14 protein-coding genes are annotated in these 17310 nt (G+C 27.6%); 12 read left to right on the top strand and 2 right to left on the bottom strand.

Annotation, left to right across the window (positions count from 1 at the left end; all coding sequences use genetic code 11):
• Nucleotides 1-564 precede the first annotated feature (564 nt).
• From ACTG48_RS11225 to ACTG48_RS11190, 8 genes are all read left to right on the top strand, one after another.
• On the top strand, nucleotides 565-1923 hold the full coding sequence (locus ACTG48_RS11225) for a uracil-xanthine permease family protein (RefSeq protein WP_479916885.1): 1359 nt from the start codon (nucleotides 565-567) through the stop codon (nucleotides 1921-1923).
• Nucleotides 1924-2031: 108 nt separating this feature from the next.
• A complete protein-coding gene (locus tag ACTG48_RS11220) occupies nucleotides 2032-2820 on the top strand; it encodes an FAD binding domain-containing protein (protein ID WP_021384918.1) in 789 nt (262 codons plus the stop codon).
• Nucleotides 2820-5126 carry a xanthine dehydrogenase family protein molybdopterin-binding subunit gene (locus ACTG48_RS11215; RefSeq protein WP_479916884.1) on the top strand — a complete coding sequence of 769 codons (2307 nt, stop codon included), beginning with the start codon at nucleotides 2820-2822 and terminating at the stop codon, nucleotides 5124-5126. The genes ACTG48_RS11220 and ACTG48_RS11215 overlap by 1 nt, the downstream gene beginning before the upstream one ends.
• A gap of 138 nt (nucleotides 5127-5264) precedes the next feature.
• Nucleotides 5265-6542, top strand: a complete 1278-nt coding sequence (locus tag ACTG48_RS11210; protein ID WP_479916883.1) for an RNA-guided endonuclease InsQ/TnpB family protein — start codon at nucleotides 5265-5267, stop codon at nucleotides 6540-6542.
• A gap of 180 nt (nucleotides 6543-6722) precedes the next feature.
• Nucleotides 6723-7445, top strand: coding sequence for a selenium cofactor biosynthesis protein YqeC (yqeC, locus tag ACTG48_RS11205; protein WP_479916882.1), 723 nt, complete (start codon nucleotides 6723-6725; stop codon nucleotides 7443-7445).
• Between the two features lie 109 nt (nucleotides 7446-7554).
• Nucleotides 7555-8124, top strand: a complete 570-nt coding sequence (gene mocA, locus ACTG48_RS11200; RefSeq protein ID WP_021384916.1) for a molybdenum cofactor cytidylyltransferase — start codon at nucleotides 7555-7557, stop codon at nucleotides 8122-8124.
• A complete protein-coding gene (locus ACTG48_RS11195) occupies nucleotides 8121-9140 on the top strand; it encodes a molybdopterin-binding protein (RefSeq protein ID WP_479916881.1) in 1020 nt (339 codons plus the stop codon). The genes mocA and ACTG48_RS11195 overlap by 4 nt, the downstream gene beginning before the upstream one ends.
• A gap of 337 nt (nucleotides 9141-9477) precedes the next feature.
• Nucleotides 9478-11103 carry an ABC-F family ATP-binding cassette domain-containing protein gene (locus ACTG48_RS11190; RefSeq protein ID WP_021384911.1) on the top strand — a complete coding sequence of 542 codons (1626 nt, stop codon included), beginning with the start codon at nucleotides 9478-9480 and terminating at the stop codon, nucleotides 11101-11103.
• Between the two features lie 409 nt (nucleotides 11104-11512).
• Here ACTG48_RS11190 and ACTG48_RS11185 read toward each other — a convergent pair whose 3' ends face one another.
• Nucleotides 11513-12625, bottom strand: coding sequence for a tyrosine-type recombinase/integrase (locus ACTG48_RS11185; RefSeq protein ID WP_479916880.1), 1113 nt, complete (start codon nucleotides 12623-12625; stop codon nucleotides 11513-11515).
• Nucleotides 12626-12969: 344 nt separating this feature from the next.
• Here ACTG48_RS11185 and ACTG48_RS11180 point away from each other — a divergent pair, with 344 nt between their 5' ends.
• Complete coding sequence (locus ACTG48_RS11180) at nucleotides 12970-13347, top strand: BlaI/MecI/CopY family transcriptional regulator (protein WP_021384899.1); 378 nt, start codon at nucleotides 12970-12972, stop codon at nucleotides 13345-13347.
• 587 nt (nucleotides 13348-13934) lie between these two features.
• Here ACTG48_RS11180 and ACTG48_RS11175 read toward each other — a convergent pair.
• On the bottom strand, nucleotides 13935-14198 hold the full coding sequence (locus ACTG48_RS11175) for a hypothetical protein (protein ID WP_021384896.1): 264 nt from the start codon (nucleotides 14196-14198) through the stop codon (nucleotides 13935-13937).
• Between the two features lie 317 nt (nucleotides 14199-14515).
• Here ACTG48_RS11175 and ACTG48_RS11170 point away from each other — a divergent pair, with 317 nt between their 5' ends.
• The 3 genes from ACTG48_RS11170 (at nucleotide 14516) to ACTG48_RS11160 (ending at nucleotide 17286) form a co-directional block, all read left to right on the top strand.
• Nucleotides 14516-15091: an RlpA-like double-psi beta-barrel domain-containing protein gene (locus ACTG48_RS11170; protein WP_021384908.1), complete on the top strand. Its 576-nt coding sequence runs from the start codon at nucleotides 14516-14518 to the stop codon at nucleotides 15089-15091.
• Between the two features lie 99 nt (nucleotides 15092-15190).
• Nucleotides 15191-16189, top strand: coding sequence for a DUF4003 domain-containing protein (locus ACTG48_RS11165; protein ID WP_021384903.1), 999 nt, complete (start codon nucleotides 15191-15193; stop codon nucleotides 16187-16189).
• Between the two features lie 458 nt (nucleotides 16190-16647).
• Entirely contained in the window at nucleotides 16648-17286 is a 639-nt protein-coding gene (locus tag ACTG48_RS11160; RefSeq protein WP_479916879.1) for a lactate utilization protein, read from the top strand.
• The last annotated feature ends 24 nt before the right edge of the window (nucleotides 17287-17310 follow it).

Below are 17310 nucleotides of genomic sequence, written 5' to 3'. Positions count from 1 at the left end.
GGTATATGGTGAGAGCCTAAGTACTTAATAATGGACATTTGGTCGCCAAGCCTAGAAATAGGAAGGTCAAACGACTATCTCGAAAGAGAGTACACTATAAGCTATTGATAGTGGAAACGGGTTGCTCTTAGCAGGTAATGCTGAAGATGAAGAAATAGTCTACGCTCATATGAAAGTATGAGGTCACTGGATTTAAAGTGGCATCTATAAAGTAGCGTTTATAGGTAAATGTTTAAAACTTACAAAATATAAATACTTATGAAAACTTATAACTTATAATGATTAAGATTGAAAGATTTAACTTGGATTAAATATATTGTAAAAAATTAAAAATTCATAGCTATAATATTCTTATGTTTGTAAGCTACTGTATAATAACATATACAAAATGATAGAATAAGTTTATTTGTTAATAATTAAATTTATTGTACATATTCTTTAAGTTTAAGAGCTTAAATGTATAAGGAAGTATAATCAAAATTTATAAACATCATTTAATTTAATATATTAGATTTTTAAGTATTTATATAATTCAATAAGTTTTATGTAACGGGAGTTTTTATTATGAAAGCAAAAAGTACATCAAAATTTGAATTAGACGGAATACCACCACTAAAGGAAGCCGTACCTTTAGGGTTACAACACTTAATGGCAATGGTAATAGGAAGCTGTTTACCAGCTATATTGATTGCAAATGCAGCTGGGCTTAATCATAAAATGTCAACACTGTTGATTCAAGCAGCATTAATTTTTGCAGGTATATCAACTTTATTACAGTTATATCCAATACCTCTATTTAAAGGATTTAAATTGGGAGGAGGAATACCAGTTATAATGGGAGCTACAGCAATGTTTATAGGTGCTGGAGTTTCTGTTGCAGGGAAGTATGGATTGCCAGTCTTATTTGGTTCTCAAATAATAGCTGGTATAGTAATAATTATAATTGGTTTTGGCCTTAAAAAAATACGATTTATATTTACTCCAGTTGTATCTGGAACAATAGTCGCATGTATGGGTCTTGGACTTTTTCCAATAGCAATAAAAAACTTAGCTGGAGGTATGGGAAATGAAACTTTTGGACAGCCAATTAATTTTATAGTTGGAATCTCTGTATCTCTTATGATATTAGGATTAAACAAGTATGGAAGAGGATTGTTTAAAGATGCATCAATATTAGTTAGCATAGTTTTTGGATACATTTTATCACTAATTTTGGGTATTGTAAATTTTTCTTCAATTCAAGAGTTTACTTTGGTTGCGCTTCCAAAACCACTTATTTTTGGTCTAGATATAAGAATCGAAGTTGTAGTGATGTTTTCAATAATATATTTGGTTGAGATAGCAGATATTATGGGTGCATGTACGCTTTCTGCAGTAGGAGGACTCAATAGACAAGTAACGGATGAAGAACTTTCTTCTGCTGTTTTAGGAAATGGAGTACTATCTACGATAGGCGCATTATTTTCTGCAACTCCAATGGGGATGTTTGGTCAAAATTCTGCAATCGTTTCCAATACAAAGATTGTAAGTAAATTTGTATTAGCTATTGGAGGAATTGGGCTATTTTTAGCAGGAATATCACCGTTGTTAGCTAATCTAATAAGAACCATTCCTCCTTGTGTGGTTGGGGGAGCAACACTCGTTATATTCTCAACTCTTACAACATCTGGTTTAAGACTTGTTAGTATGGATGGGTTCAATCAAGAAAATAGCATGATACTAGGTCTCTCTATGGCTTCTGGTATAGGATTTATGGTGGCTCCTCAAGTTCTTGAAAAATTTCCGAAGTTTATAGAGACATTGCTTGCAGATTCAAGTGTAGTTTCAGGAGCAATGGTAGCTATAATAGTTCAAGCCTTGTATATGATAAAATTTCCTAAAAATAAGAACGATAAAGTTGAAGATAAAAAGGAAAGTTTATAGTGTAAATCGTTAATATATGTGAATCAAACGTATCACATTTATTGATATAAATTGAAAGATATATTTAAAAGTTTTAAATTTTAATGAGTCTGATGATAGGGGGACAAGATGGTTACTATAAAAGAATATACAGTTCCAGAAAGCTTAGAAGAAGCATATAAAATTCTAACTTCTAAAAAAAATAATGTTGTTTTAGGAGGATGCGGATTTATAAAATTAAGTAATAAGAATATAGGAACAGCTATAGACTTAAAGGCTATAAATCTAAATTATATAAAAGAAGATGAAAAAAATATTTTTATAGGTGCAGACACATCTCTTAGAAGTATAGAAATAGACAAAACTATTAAAAATTACTGTAGTGGAATAGTTTCAAGTGCTGTTTCTAATATAGTAGGAGTTCAATTTAGGCAAGGTGCTAGAATTGGTGCTAGTGTATTTTCAAAGTATGGTTTTTCTGATTTAATACCAGCACTTTTGGTTGTTGGAGCAAAGGTAAGATTATACAAAGAAGGAGTCTTAGAATTAAATGAGTTTTTAGATAATAAGTCAAGTAAAGACATATTAGTTGAGGTAATACTTCCAAAAAGAGATGCAATAGCTGTTTTTGACTCAATAAGAAAGTGTACAGGAGATTTTTCTATACTAAATTCAGCTATGTTAAAAGAAAATAATACTTACAAAATAGTAATTGGAGCAAGACCTCAAAGGGCAAAAATAGCACTTGAAGCAAGTGCCATATTAAGTAAAGAAAAAGATATAGATAAGGCATCTATTATTGCAAGTGAAGAATTAACTTATGGAAGTAATATGAGAGCTAGTAAAGATTATAGAATAGATATGGCAAGTGCACTAGTTAAAAGGATGTATAATGTTATTGAGGGAGGAAGTCGATAATGATTACTAAGGGGATAAGAAAGATAGATAGTACAGCAATTGTTACAGGAAAGCCTCTATATACTGAAGACCTTATAATGCATAAAGACGTTTTGACATTAAAATTACTTAGAAGTCCATATGCACATGCTAAAATAAAGAATATAGATACATCAAAAGCTGAAAAAATTCCAGGTGTTGTGGGTATTTATACTTATAAAGATGTGCCACAAGTTAGATATTGTGTCCCAGGTCAAACAGAGCCAGAAGCATCTCCATATGACAGAGTTTTACTTGAAGATACAGTTAGATTTGTTGGTGATGAGGTAGCTCTAGTAGCAGCCGAAGATGAAAAAACAGCACTTAAAGCTTTAAAGATGATAAAGGTAGATTATGAAATTTTAAAACCTGTATTTAATGCAAGAGAAGCAGAAGGAAATGAGGTTGTTATACATCCAGAAGAAGATATAGTAGAGCCGTATCCTTTTGGGTTAGATGCAAAAAATAATATAGTATCTAAAGAGTTTTTTGAATTTGGAGATGTTGAAGCCAAACTTGAAGAAAGTGATTTTGTGGTTGAATCTTCATATAAAACTCAAAGTCAATCACATTGTATGATGGAAACTCATAGGTCTTACTCATATAAAGACATAAATGATAGGATTGTTGTAGTCTCATCATTACAATCACCACACAATGTAAAGAGAATACTTAGAAAAGTGTTGGGTATTCCATCTTCAAAAATAAGAGTAATAAAGCCTAGAATAGGTGGAGGATTTGGAGGAAAGAATATAGCTGCTACAGATATATTTACTGCATTTGTTACTATGAAAACTGGTAGACCAGCAAAGTTTATTTTTACAAGAAGTGAAACTTTTGTCGGTTCTAATAGTAGACATGAAATGTTTTTTGATGTCAGAGTGGGTGCAGATAAAGAAGGCAATTTAAAAGCAATAGAGCTAAAGTCATTAAACAATACAGGTGCTTATGGTGGTAATGGTGTTTCTGTCTCTTCAGAATCTGGGCATAATACATTGCCAATATATAACGATATTGATGCTGTTAGATTTGATGCTAGAACAGTTTATACGAATAGATTACCAGCAGGAGCACTTAGAGGATATGGTGCTACACAGGGAATATTTGCAATAGATAGTGCTATTGATGAATTAGCCAATAAGATTGGAATGGATCCACTTGAATTTAGAATTAAAAACATAATAGATAGATACACTAATGGAAAAGCAGCTGAAGAAGAAATATTAAGTTGTGAGTTAAAACAATGTATAGAAAAAGGTAAGAAATTAATAAATTGGGATGATAAGTATCCATGTAAAGATATAGGAAATAACAAGGTAAGAGCAGTAGGCATGGCAGTTGCAAATCATGGTTCTGGTATACCACGTGTGGATATGGCAACAGTTACTATACGAATGGATGAAGATGGAACATATAAGTTGTTATCTGGTCTTGCTGATTTAGGTCAAGGAGCTGATACAATTCAAGCACAAATTGCTGCTGAAGCTTTAAATACTACTGTAGACAGAATATCTGTTTATACAGGTGATTCAGACTTATGTCCATATGATACAGGAGCATTTGCATCTTGTACTACAACAGTTACAGGCAATGCAACAATAAAGACAGCAAATAAATTGAAAGAAATATTACTTTCAGTGGCAGAATCAAAGCTGGGATTTAAAAAAGAAGATTTAGAGCTGGGAAAAGACAGAGTTTTTGTTAAAAATGATAATAGCAAATTTGTATTATTGGAAGAATTAGGTAGAGAATCAGTAGGAGGCATAGGGTTTGCTAGTGATGATGTACCAGTTGTTTTAGAAGCTACAGAGTCTTTTGGTATGTTAAAAAGAATAAAACCATTTATAGCAGGGTTTGCAGAGATAGAACTGGATAAAAATACGGGTGAATATAAGGTAATAAATTTTGCATGTGTCCCTGATTGTGGAACTGTTATAAATCCAACTCTAGCTAGAATACAAGTAGAAGGTGGAGTAATGATGGGTATAGGGTTTGCAATGTATGAGGACCCTATATTTGATAAAGACGGAAGATTATTAACAGATAGTTTTTTACAATACAAAGTTCCTACAAAAAAAGAAGTAGGAAATATATTAGTAGATTTTGCTGACAATTTTGACCCAGGAGGTCCTTATGGTGCTAAATCATTAGGAGAGATAGTAATACACACACCAGCTCCTGCAATAGCAAATGCAATATTCAATGCTACTGGTGTTCGTATGAGAGAGCTACCTATGACATTTGAAAAAGTTTATATGGGAATGAAAAACAATAACAAACCATTATAATATGTAATATAATATATAAAAATATGTAAATTTAAATTATTTTGTAAAATAAAGTAATTAAATAGACATTATATATGGTGTTTTGTAAAAATACCATATATAATGTCTAGTAGAGTATATTCTAAAGGAGGTGAGTTTATGCCAAGTAGAATAAAAAATATACACTATGGAACTCAAAGACAACAATTAAAAAACTTAACTAAAAAAGAATATCAAGCTCTACGAGAGATGTGTTTCTTAGCAAAAAATTTATACAATGTTGGTACATACAATGTTAGACAACACTATTTTAATCAAGGAGAACATCTTAATTATGAAGCCAATTATCACGTATGTAAAGAAAACGAAAATTATAAACTTCTCAATAGTAATATAGCACAACAGATATTGAAAGAAGTTGATAGTTCATTTAGGTCATTTTTTGGATTAATTAAATTGGCTAAAGAAGGAAAGTATGATTTTAGAGGAATAAAATCACCTAAATATCTGGACAAGGAAGGATTTTTTAGCATAATAATAGGTCAAATAAGAATTAAAGAAGATGGTATTCTAAATGTACCTATGTCTCCAGCATTTAAAAAATTATATGGGAAAGTAAGTATAAAAGTTCCTCAAAATATATTAGAGAAAAAGATTAAGGAAATAAGAATAATACCTAAACATAAGGCTAGGTTCTTTGAAATTCAGTATTGTTATGAGATACCGAAATCAGAGGAAGTTTCAAATCAAAAAAATGCACTAGCTATAGACTTAGGTTTAGAAAACTTATGTACATGTGTTACCAATCTAGGTGATAGTTTTATCATAGATGGAAAAAGGCTTAAATCTGTTAATCAGTGGGCAAATAAACAGAATGATAAAATAGAAGCTTTAAAATTAAAAAAGAACATAACAACAATTACAAGAAGGCAATTTAAGGTATGGAATAAAAGGAATAATCAGGTTAAAGATTATGTAAATAAAACTTGTTTTTATATAATTGATTACTGTGTAAAAAATAATATTGGCAACTTAATTGTAGGATATAATGCTAAGTTAGAAAAAAGTGATAATGTGGAGAGGAAAATATATAGAAATTTTATAAGAATTCCTTTTGGAGAGATAAAAGGGAAGTTAGAATATCTATGCAAAATAAAAAATATTAATTTTATTAGACAAGAAGAAAGTTATACCAGTAAATCTGATTTTTTTGCTGATGATTTTATACCTGATATCAATTTGGATAATGTACAAAAATATGACTTTAAAGGAGAAAGAATAACTCGAGGTCAATATAAATCTAGCATGGGTATGATTATAAATGCAGATGTAAATGCTGGTCTTAATATATTAAAAAAATCACAAATAGCTGATTTATCCAATTTGAAGAATAATCCTCAAATATTAAAACAGCCACAAAGAATAAGAATATCTTAATTATATTTAAAGATAAACTGATAGCGTAAGCTTACAGCTTAGCGGCGAATTGGATCCGCCTTGTTGTTTACAACAGAATCTATTTACTTTAGGGTTTATGGAATTTCAAAAATCACTTTTACTAAAAAGTTTAATTATAAAAATTAAGAGATTAAAAAACTAGTTATAAGAGGTGGAAGTGTGGAATTATCAAATATAATTGGAAAGAATGAAATAATAACTGTAGTTGGAGCAGGAGGAAAAACTTCATTTATAAACTACTTTGCAGATTTTTATAGAGATAAATTAAAAGTTCTCCTTACAACAACAACTAAAATATACGTACCAGATAACTATGAAAATATAATTATGACAATAGATGGAACTGTTATTCCATCTATTTGTCATGGAGTAACAGTATGTGGAAGCTATATAAATAATGAACATAAAATAGTAGGTCTTGATTCATCTATTTTGGACAAAATTGTAGACAAATTTGATTTAGTCTTAATAGAGGGAGATGGTTCAAAGAAAAAAAGACTTAAAGGATGGAATGATAGAGAACCAGTAGTATATCATAAAACTACAAAAACTGTAGGAATATTAGATATTACTTCATTTGGAATGGATATTAATGAAGAAAACATACACAGATTAGACATATTTAAAAAAATAGCAAATCTAGATACATATAATACTAGCAGTAATTCTACAGTGAATCTTGAAAATTTAAAAAATATAGTATTAAATCCAAATGGACTATTTAGAAACTATTGTGGGCAAAAAGTATTATTCATTAATAAAGTTGAAAATGAAAAGTATAAAAATTTAGCTATAAGATTAATAAAAAGTATTAAAGAAGATGAAAGTAAAATGGAGATATTTTATGGAAGTATAAAACAAAAGTTTTGTACAAGATATTGAAGTATTAAAATAGTTTATATGATATTATATATATAGATAATATCAATAGCGATATTATAAAAATCATAGAACTATCAATATATTATTATAAATAACAAGGATGATATATATGATAAATGCAGTAATAATGGCATCAGGTTTTGCCAGAAGAATGGGAACAAATAAACTTTTATTAGATTATAAAGGATGTTCTATAATAGAGCATGTATTTAAAGCAGTTAGTAAAATTAATTTTCATCAAGTTGTAGTTGTAAGTCAATATAAAGAGGTATCATTATTATGCAATAAATATAGTTTTAAATATGTGGATAATAAAAATGCGAATATAGGTCAGAGTGAATCCATAAAATTAGGTATTTTAAATAGCTCAAAATGTGATGGCTATATGTTTTTTGTGGGAGACCAGCCATTTATTGACAACATATATATAGATAAAATTATAAATACTTTTAAATTAGATAGAGATTTTATAGTAATTCCAAGAAATAAAGACGTATGTGGAAATCCAGTTATATTCCCATATAGTAAAAAAGAAGAATTATTGGCACTTAAAGAAGATGAAAAGGGTAAAACCGTTTTAAAAAATTCATCAAAAATAAAGTATGTAGAAGTTCCTAAAGAAATATTATTGGACATTGATACAAAAACGGACTATGAAAGAATTGGGGGTAAATTATGAAGTTAATAAAAACTATAGATGCTGTTGGACAAGTTTTATGTCATGACATAACTCAAATAATACCTGGAGAATTTAAAGGAAGAAAGTTTAAAAAAGGTCATGTAGTAAAAGAAGACGATATTCCAGTTTTATTATCTCTTGGTAAAGATAATTTGTATGTATGGGAAAAATCAGAAGGCATGATTCATGAAAATGAAGGTGCGTTGTTTTTAAAAGAATTAACTGCTGGAGAAAATCTAGATTTTAGTGAAATAAAAGAAGGAAAGATAGATTTTATAGCAGCATGTGATGGACTTTTAAAGATAGATGTTGATGCACTTTTTGATTTGAATTGTGTTGGAGAAGTAATGATGGCTACTCTTCATAATAATTTTATAGTAAATAAAGGTCTAAAAATAGCTGGAACAAGAGTTATACCTCTAGTTATAGATGAGAAAAAATTAGAAGAAGCAAAAAAAGTGGTTGCAAATAGAAAAATAGTAAATGTAGTGCCTTTCAAGCCTAAAAAAGTAGGGATTGTAACTACTGGAAATGAAGTATTCTATAGTCGAATTGTCGATAAATTTGGACCAGTAATAGAAGAAAAAGTAAAGGGTTTTGGTTGTGAAGTTATAGGACAGACTATATGTCCAGATGATAAAGAAATTATAAAAAATGCAATAAAAGAGTTTATAAGTCAGGGAGCAGAACTTATCTGTTGTACTGGTGGGATGAGCGTAGACCCAGATGATGTAACACCAACAGCAATAAAAGAAACTGGAGCTGATTTGGTAACATATGGGTCACCGATATTACCAGGAGCAATGTTTTTACTTGCTTACTATGGAGAAGTTCCAATTATGGGTATCCCAGGTTGTGCAATGTATCATAAAACTACAGTGTTTGATATAGTTCTATCTAGAGTCTTGATTGATGAAAAGCTTGATAAGTATGATATAGCTAGATATGGTCATGGAGGACTTTGTATGAACTGTGATGTATGTACTTACCCTGCATGTAATTTTGCTAAAATATAAAGAGACTATAAAAGAGTATTTACAAATTAAGTACTCTTTTTAAATATGAAACAAAATAAACTAATGATACTTTAAAAAAAGCATCATTAGTTTATAAGTTACAATAAAGTAATTACAGTATATAAAAGAAGGAATAAAGTTGCAATTTGATTTCTTTATAAGTATAATATAATAGATTGTTAATTTTTATGAATTTACAACTTTTACTATACCTTAAATAAATATTTCACTAATTTAGTATAAAAAATATACTGTTTAAGTGATAATAGATAATAAAAGCGTTATCAAAATTTTATGATAAAATAAATTATGAGCAAAAAGAAAGGAAAATATATTAATGTTACAAGTTACAGGTGTTGGACTTAGATTTGGTGATAAGGAATTATTTAAAGATGTTAACTTAAAATTCACTAAAGGTAATTGCTACGGAATAATAGGAGCCAATGGTGCGGGAAAATCTACTTTTTTAAAAATATTATCAGGAGAGATAGAGCCAAATACAGGCAATATATCTATAACTGATAAAGAAAGAATGTCAGTCTTAAAACAGGACCACTTTGAATATGAAGAAGAAACTGTTTTAAATGTTGTTATAAGAGGGCATGAGAGACTTTGGGATATAATGAAAGAGAAAGATGCCTTATATATGAAAGAAGATTTCAATGAAGAAGATGGAATCAAAGCTGCTGAGCTTGAAGGAGAGTTTGCGGAACTTGATGGATGGGATGCAGAAACTAATGCTGAGAAAATACTTATGGGTCTTGGCATAACTAAAGATATGCATTACAAACAAATGAAGGAACTAGTTGGTGGGGAAAAGGTTAAGGTATTGTTAGCACAATCACTTTTTGGTAAGCCTGAGATACTATTAATGGATGAGCCTACCAACCACTTAGATTTTAAATCAATAAACTGGTTGAATAACTTTATAATGGATTTAGAAGAATCTATAGTTATAATAGTATCACATGATAGACATTTCTTAAATCAAATATGTACTAATATAGTTGATGTAGATTTTGGTAAAATACAAATGTATGTTGGAAACTATGATTTCTGGTATGAATCAAGTCAATTGGCTTTACAACTTGCTAAGGACCAAAATAAAAAGACTGAAGAAAAGATAGCTCAATTAAAGGAATTCATAGCTAGATTTAGCTCTAATGCTTCAAAGGCTAAGCAAGCTACATCAAGAAAGAAACAATTGGATAAATTAGAAGTTGAAGATATACAACCATCAAGAAGAAGATATCCATATGTAGGATTTACACCTGCTAGAGAAATTGGTAATGAAGTTTTAGAAGTACACAATTTAACTAAAACTATAGATGGAGTTAAAGTTCTTGACAATGTATCATTTAGATTAGATAGAGATGACAAAGTAGTATTTATGGGTGATGAAATAGCTACTACTGCTCTTTTAAATATAGTTATGGGAGAACTTGAACCAGATAGTGGAGAGTATAAATGGGGAGTAACTACTTCTCAAGATTATCTTCCAAAGAATCATAATAAGTTTTTTGATGGAGTAGAATATTCTTTAGTTGACTGGCTTAGACAATTCTCTGAAGAAAAAAGTGAAAGTTTTATAAGAGGATTTTTAGGTAGAATGTTATTCTCTGGAGAAGAAGCTTTAAAAGAAGCTCAAGTTATATCTGGAGGAGAGAAGGTTAGATGTATGCTTAGTAAGCTAATGCTTTCAAATGCAAACGTACTTGTGTTAGATGACCCTACTAACCACTTAGACTTAGAAAGTATAACTTCTGTTAATAAAGGACTTGAGAAGTTCCCTGGAGTGCTTTTATTTACTTCTCATGACCATGAGTTTATATCTACTATAGCAAATAGAATTATAGAGATAACTCCAAATGGAATAATGGATAGAAAGATGGACTTTGATGAGTATTTAGAAAGTAAAGATATACAAGACCAATTAGCTAAAATGTATGGAAAAAGTAAATAATCATTAATTTAAAAATTGTTTTTAAAATATAATTATTAATATAAAAACCTTTTAATGTTTGTGTACATGCTATGTAAGAGTGTGTAAGTTTTTAATCAAATATTAGAAGGTTTTTTATTTTATTAAAATATTCGATTTTAGAATGGATAGGTGATATGACTTGAATACAATAATATGTAAAGTAATGAAAATATATGCAAGATAAGTATGATGTTGTAAATTGAAATATAAACTTCTATAGAAAAATATCATAACTAATTGCAATAAAGCAAAACAAAAAGGATTATTTAAGTGCTTGTCAGTTAGAGATAGATACATTTAATATTATAGAAAGAAGATAATAAAACTAGTGCTAGTTTATCAATTAATATTTAATGTATTTATCTCAATAGACCAAGCTAATTTTATATTAATTAGCATTAAATAAACTTTCAGAAATTCTGTCAGAAGCTTCTTTATCCATCTCCTTAAGAACATGGGAATAAACACTTAAAGTAGTATTTATATTTGAATGTCCAACTCTTTCAGATATGACTTTTATAGGTACCTTAGAATTTATAAGTAAAGTAACATGTGAATGTCTTAAATCATGAAATCTAATATGAGGTAAATCATTCTTTTCTAAAAATCTTTTAAATCTTTTACTCATAACATCTTCAGCAATAGGTTCACAGTTCTTATTAAAAAATAACAAATTTTTACTATTTCTAATAGAAGATTTTAACAAATTTTTATTTTGCTTTATTTTGTGTTCTTTTAACAAAAAAATCAATTCTTTTGGAGCAGATATTTTTCTAACAGAGTTTTCTGTCTTTGGCTCTTTAAGAATTACAGAACCATTAATTCGAGATGTTATCTTGTTTACTGTTATTGTATTTTCTTCAAAATCAATATTGTCCCAAGTCAGACCTAAAACTTCTGAAATTCTAAGACCTAATCCAATTGCTAAATTAATAGGTAATTCCATGTTTGTATCTTTTGCTAAATCTAATAATTTTATCATCTGCTCTCTATCATAAATTTCATTTTTAAATTTTTTATATCTTGGAGTCTCTATATTATCCATAATATTTTCTTTTATTAATTTGAGTCTATAAGCTCTTCTCATTGCAAGTTTCAATATATTTATATGAATCTTAATTGACTGAGGATTTAATTTATAAGATAGATTATCTATGTAATTTTGTATGTGAATAGGATGTAAGTCTTGTATTTTATATTTACCAATAGATGGATTAATATAATTCTTACAAATACCAACATAATTATTGTATGTAGCTAATGAAATATTTTCATTGTATTTATTTAGAAAATCTAACAGAAATTCTGAAACTGTAATTTCATTTGGAACTAAGAATCCATCTTTATATAAGCTTTCTTTTACCTCACTTAGCCTTTTGCTTGCTTCTCTTTTTTTATCAAAGATACCCATATTTTTTTGTTTCCTTTTGCCAGTGTTTTCATCTGTAAATTCAAGGTAAACAACATAGTTCTTATTTCTTTTTCTAATAAATGCATTCATATATAACCCACCAATCAAAATTTTATACATTTATTATAACATATATACAAACTCAAAAATAGTTTTTGAAATAAAGTTACATTTATTTTAAAATACCAGGTATATTTATTATAAAATGTATATATTATGTCAAATATTAGAATTTTAATTTAATAATCTGTTATACTTATAGAGAAAAGATATTATTTTTTATATTAATAGATTATATGTTTGATTTATACTAAAAATATAAATTTTTTATATTAATAAAATTGGATTAAATATTTTAAATAAAACCTTTGACTCCAAAAGTCTATTAATATAGTATTTAATTATAGATAAGTTTGAGAGGAGTGTAAAATCATATGACTATTACTAAGATACCACCAGCAGAATTAAAAGTCATGAAATTTATTTGGGGTTCAGATTTTACAGTAACATCAAAAGATGTCATTGAAGCCATGGAAAAACTATATGATTGGAAACAGACTACAACATTAACACTTTTATCAAGATTAGTAAATAAGCAATTCTTAAGTGCAAGGAAAATTGATAGACATACACATTATACAGTTCTTATTGGGGAAGAAGAGTATTTGCATTTTGAAACAAAAACTTTTCTAGATAATATGCATGGTAGTTCTATTGAGAGTTTTATGAAATCATTGTTCAAGAAGGGGGTAAATGAGGACGAATTAAATTCTGTTGAAAATTGGGTTAAAAATATTAAGAAAGATGAATAATTTAATGTAGTTAATTATAATAATTTGGGGTATATATTTTTATTAAAAATAAGATTACATAGTTTTGAGTAAATTACATATTTTATATGTTTAAATATATAAAATATGTAGGTATATAATATCATGCCAGAATTCATATATTTTATCTTCTTCTAATGTGAAATTAATTGTCAAAAAATAAATATTTTTTATAATAGTTAGTTAAATGAATACTATATTAAAGTATAATGTAAAAATTATAATTTTTTAGAAGTATTTTTATTTTGTCATTGTGATGTTAATCTAATAAGTTTGGTGTAAAATCAAACCTATTAAAATTTAATTTTATATTAGGTTTATAGTTAATATCAACACAACGTAATACTAAGGACTACTTTACAAGTCAGAAATTTTGTCAATTAATCACGTAAATTAATTGTTTTAGATATGTAAAAGGTATAATTTTATTTTTATTACTTATAGAGCTTAAAGTATATAGTGGGTTATATTAAATATATTTGTATTTATAAATTTGAGATAAATATTTAGATGTATATTAATAATTGTTAAAATAAAAAGTTCCTAGTTTTAGGAACTTTTTTATCTGCTTAATACAAAGTATGAGTTTTTGCTTCAGCAATAGCTCTTGCTGCACTTTTATGTTTTTCAGTATTTTCTTTTTTGTAGAATTTAATCACTTCATCTAAATCTTTATTTTCAATGTTATCTTTCTTATTTTCAAGAATATAATTTACAATTGATTCATTTATCAAATCTGTCAAAATCTTATTTTCATCATTAGTTATCTTAGACATTTCTTGTAATAGAATTTCATTAACTTCTACTGTAATTTGTTTTGTATTTTTTATCATATTATTCACCTCTTGAAAAAATTATATCATCTTAAAAAAATAAAATCAATATGTTTTAAAATTATAGAATTTTAATTCTTAAATTCTAAAAAATAGAATGATTAAATAAAACCAATTTTATATATTAAAAGATTAACAAAACATATTTAGACAAAAAAGCTCTCTTCTATATAGTTCTAAGATAGAGGATTTATAAGGGGTTAAGGTGAATTAAATATAAGACAACTTCTTAAAGCGAATGGGTGTGGTATTTAAATCTAAATGTAGACATATAATATTAAATATGCTAATATATCAAAATAATAAGGGGGGAATTTATGAAGCTTAAGGAAGCATTGATTACATGTGTTGTATGTAGTGTATGTTTAACTCCATTATTGGTAAATGGAGAAACAAAAATAGATGCAGATCATTGTAAAGAATCTATAGTAAATATAGATACTATAGTAAAGTCTGGTAAAAGCTTTAATTCCAAATATAATCAAGGCATGAAAGACTATAAAAATAGTGATGAGTATAAGTTAAAATTACAAAAGAAGAAGCTACAAAATCAGTTAGGAATTAAAATAAAAAAGTTAGTACCCATAACTTTTGAAGTAAGTTATTATACAAGTCTTAACCAAGAAAATGGATATGGAGCTATAACGGCTACAGGAGATGATTTAGAAGATGGTTTTGTGGCAAACAATCACTTGAGTTTTGGAACTAAGATTATTGTAGATGGAAAATTAAAAACGGTTATGGATAGGGGGTCTAGTAAGTATTTTAGTAATTCTAATGCAATAGATGTATTTGTGCCCAAATGGAGTAATGAAAGTGAATCAGAGTACTATGATAGAGTTAACAATATGGGAAGGCATTATAAAAAAGGTTACATTATTGTTGAAGAATGATGCTTCTTAAAGTAATATGTGTTGATTGTAACGTTTAATATATATATAATGAATATAAAACTATTAAAATACAATGAGATATATTATTAGGAGGGCAATATGGAAGAATCTTTTATAAATGGAAAAGTAAATTTATTAGTAGAAAATTACAAGGCGTTAAATGAAGTTAAAGGTTCTTGGCAAATGGGACTAATCCAACATAGCTGTGCACTTGCATTTACCCTTAAAAACAAGAGAATAAGCCCTAGATTAGTTGAAGAGCGAATAGAGCTTATTAAAAAAAATACTGGAGTATTCTCTAATTTTAGAGGATATAATATATTTTATATGGCAACCCTACTTTCGTTTGAATCAAATCCAGAAAGTAGTTTTAAGATGATTTTGGAAATATATAAAGAACTTAAAAATGAAAAATTTTGGGGAGATACATATTTACCACTTACAGCATCAATAGTCTATGAGAATAGAGAAAAAATGGATTATATTACATGTATATCAAAAATGAAAACAATATATGAGTATATGAGGAAAAAGCATCCATTTTTAACATCTAGTGATGACTATTGTAATATAGCACTTATTGCAATTCATTCAAAAAATTTAGAAGAAGATTTAGAATATATAGAAAAATGTTACGAGTTTTTAAATAAAAATGGTTTTTATAAAGGAAATGACTTACAATCATTATCCCAAATTCTTTTGTTTAGTGATGATAGAACTATGGTTAAATGTAAAAAAACTATTGAGCTTAAAAAAGCATTTAAAGAAAGTGATTGTAAAATGAACTATTATGGATATCCAATAATAGGTGCAATTTCATTATTAGATTATAGAGAAGATGAAATAATAGAGAAGATAAAAAATGTTTCAAATAAACTTAAAGAAGAAAAAGGTTTTGGAAATTGGTCTTTAGGAAAAAGTAATAGAGTGATGATTAGTTCGGCTATAGTAGCTTCTATTTATGCAGATTCTATCCAAAATGAGAACAATATAGACTCTATAACGAATAATATATTTTTAAATATTGTTGTTGCTATACAAATTGCATGTGTAATGGCAGCGACTAGTGCAGCTATAGCATCTTCTTCATCAAATTAATAAAATATTATTTAAGTTGGATATAGTAAATTTAATAATGCAATTTATATGTTTAAAAAAGAATTAATATTGCTTTTAAACTAACAGTGATATTTGATAATATGAAACATATAATTAATATATAGATTTTAATAAATACATAATACTACATACAATATAGGGAAAGTAGAAGAAATACATCTGCTTTCCTTTTTTGATTAAAAAATAGCTACGCACACTCGTGACTTTAGTCATGAGTTAGTAGCTAAAATAGTCAGCATATAGGGAAACTTATATGTAGAGATAGGATATAACCTATCCAATACTACTTGAATTAAAAAATAGTATTATGGATAAATTTATGAAAAACTTATTTAAGTTTTATATTGTATTTTTTTTTAGATGTACTAAAATAAACTTATAAAGAAAATAAAGTTTATGACCAATTAGTACATATTACAAATAAGGGGGAAGTTAAGATGGATCAAAATCTAAATTGGCTTAATGAAAAAAGAATAGAAAAAACAATAAAATCTCTAGAAAACAATAATATGAAAGGGTATTTGGTAAATAATAAGGAAGAGCTTCTTAAAAAAATTGAAGAAATAGTAAAAGTGGGTTCTCTAGTAGGATGTGGAGGCTCTATGACTTTATTTGAAACAGGAGTAATTGATTTTATAAGAGAAAAGTACGATTTTCTTGATAGATATGCAAAAGACATTAAACCAGAAGAAATGAAGGAAATCTATAGAAAATCTTTTTCGGCTGATGCTTATTTTACAAGTACCAATGCAATAACAGAAAATGGAGAACTTTACAATCTAGATGGAAATGGAAATAGAGTAGCTGCCATGATATATGGACCTGACAAAGTGATAGTTATAGCAGGAGTAAACAAAATAGTTAAAGATATAGATGAAGCTATAAAAAGAACAAAAACAATAGCTGCTCCAGCTAATTGTAAAAGATTAAATACAAATACTGGATGTAAGACTACGGGCATATGTATAGACTGTTCAAGCCCTGGAAGAATATGTTGTAGTTACACACTTATAAAAAGACAATTAACACCAGAAAGAATAAATGTAATTTTCCTAAACGAAGATTTTGGATACTAAAAGAATAAAATAAGTAAGGAGAAA

Source organism: Clostridioides sp. LIBA-6822 (assembly GCF_056688955.1).
This window is presented reverse-complemented; position numbering and strand designations above follow the sequence as displayed.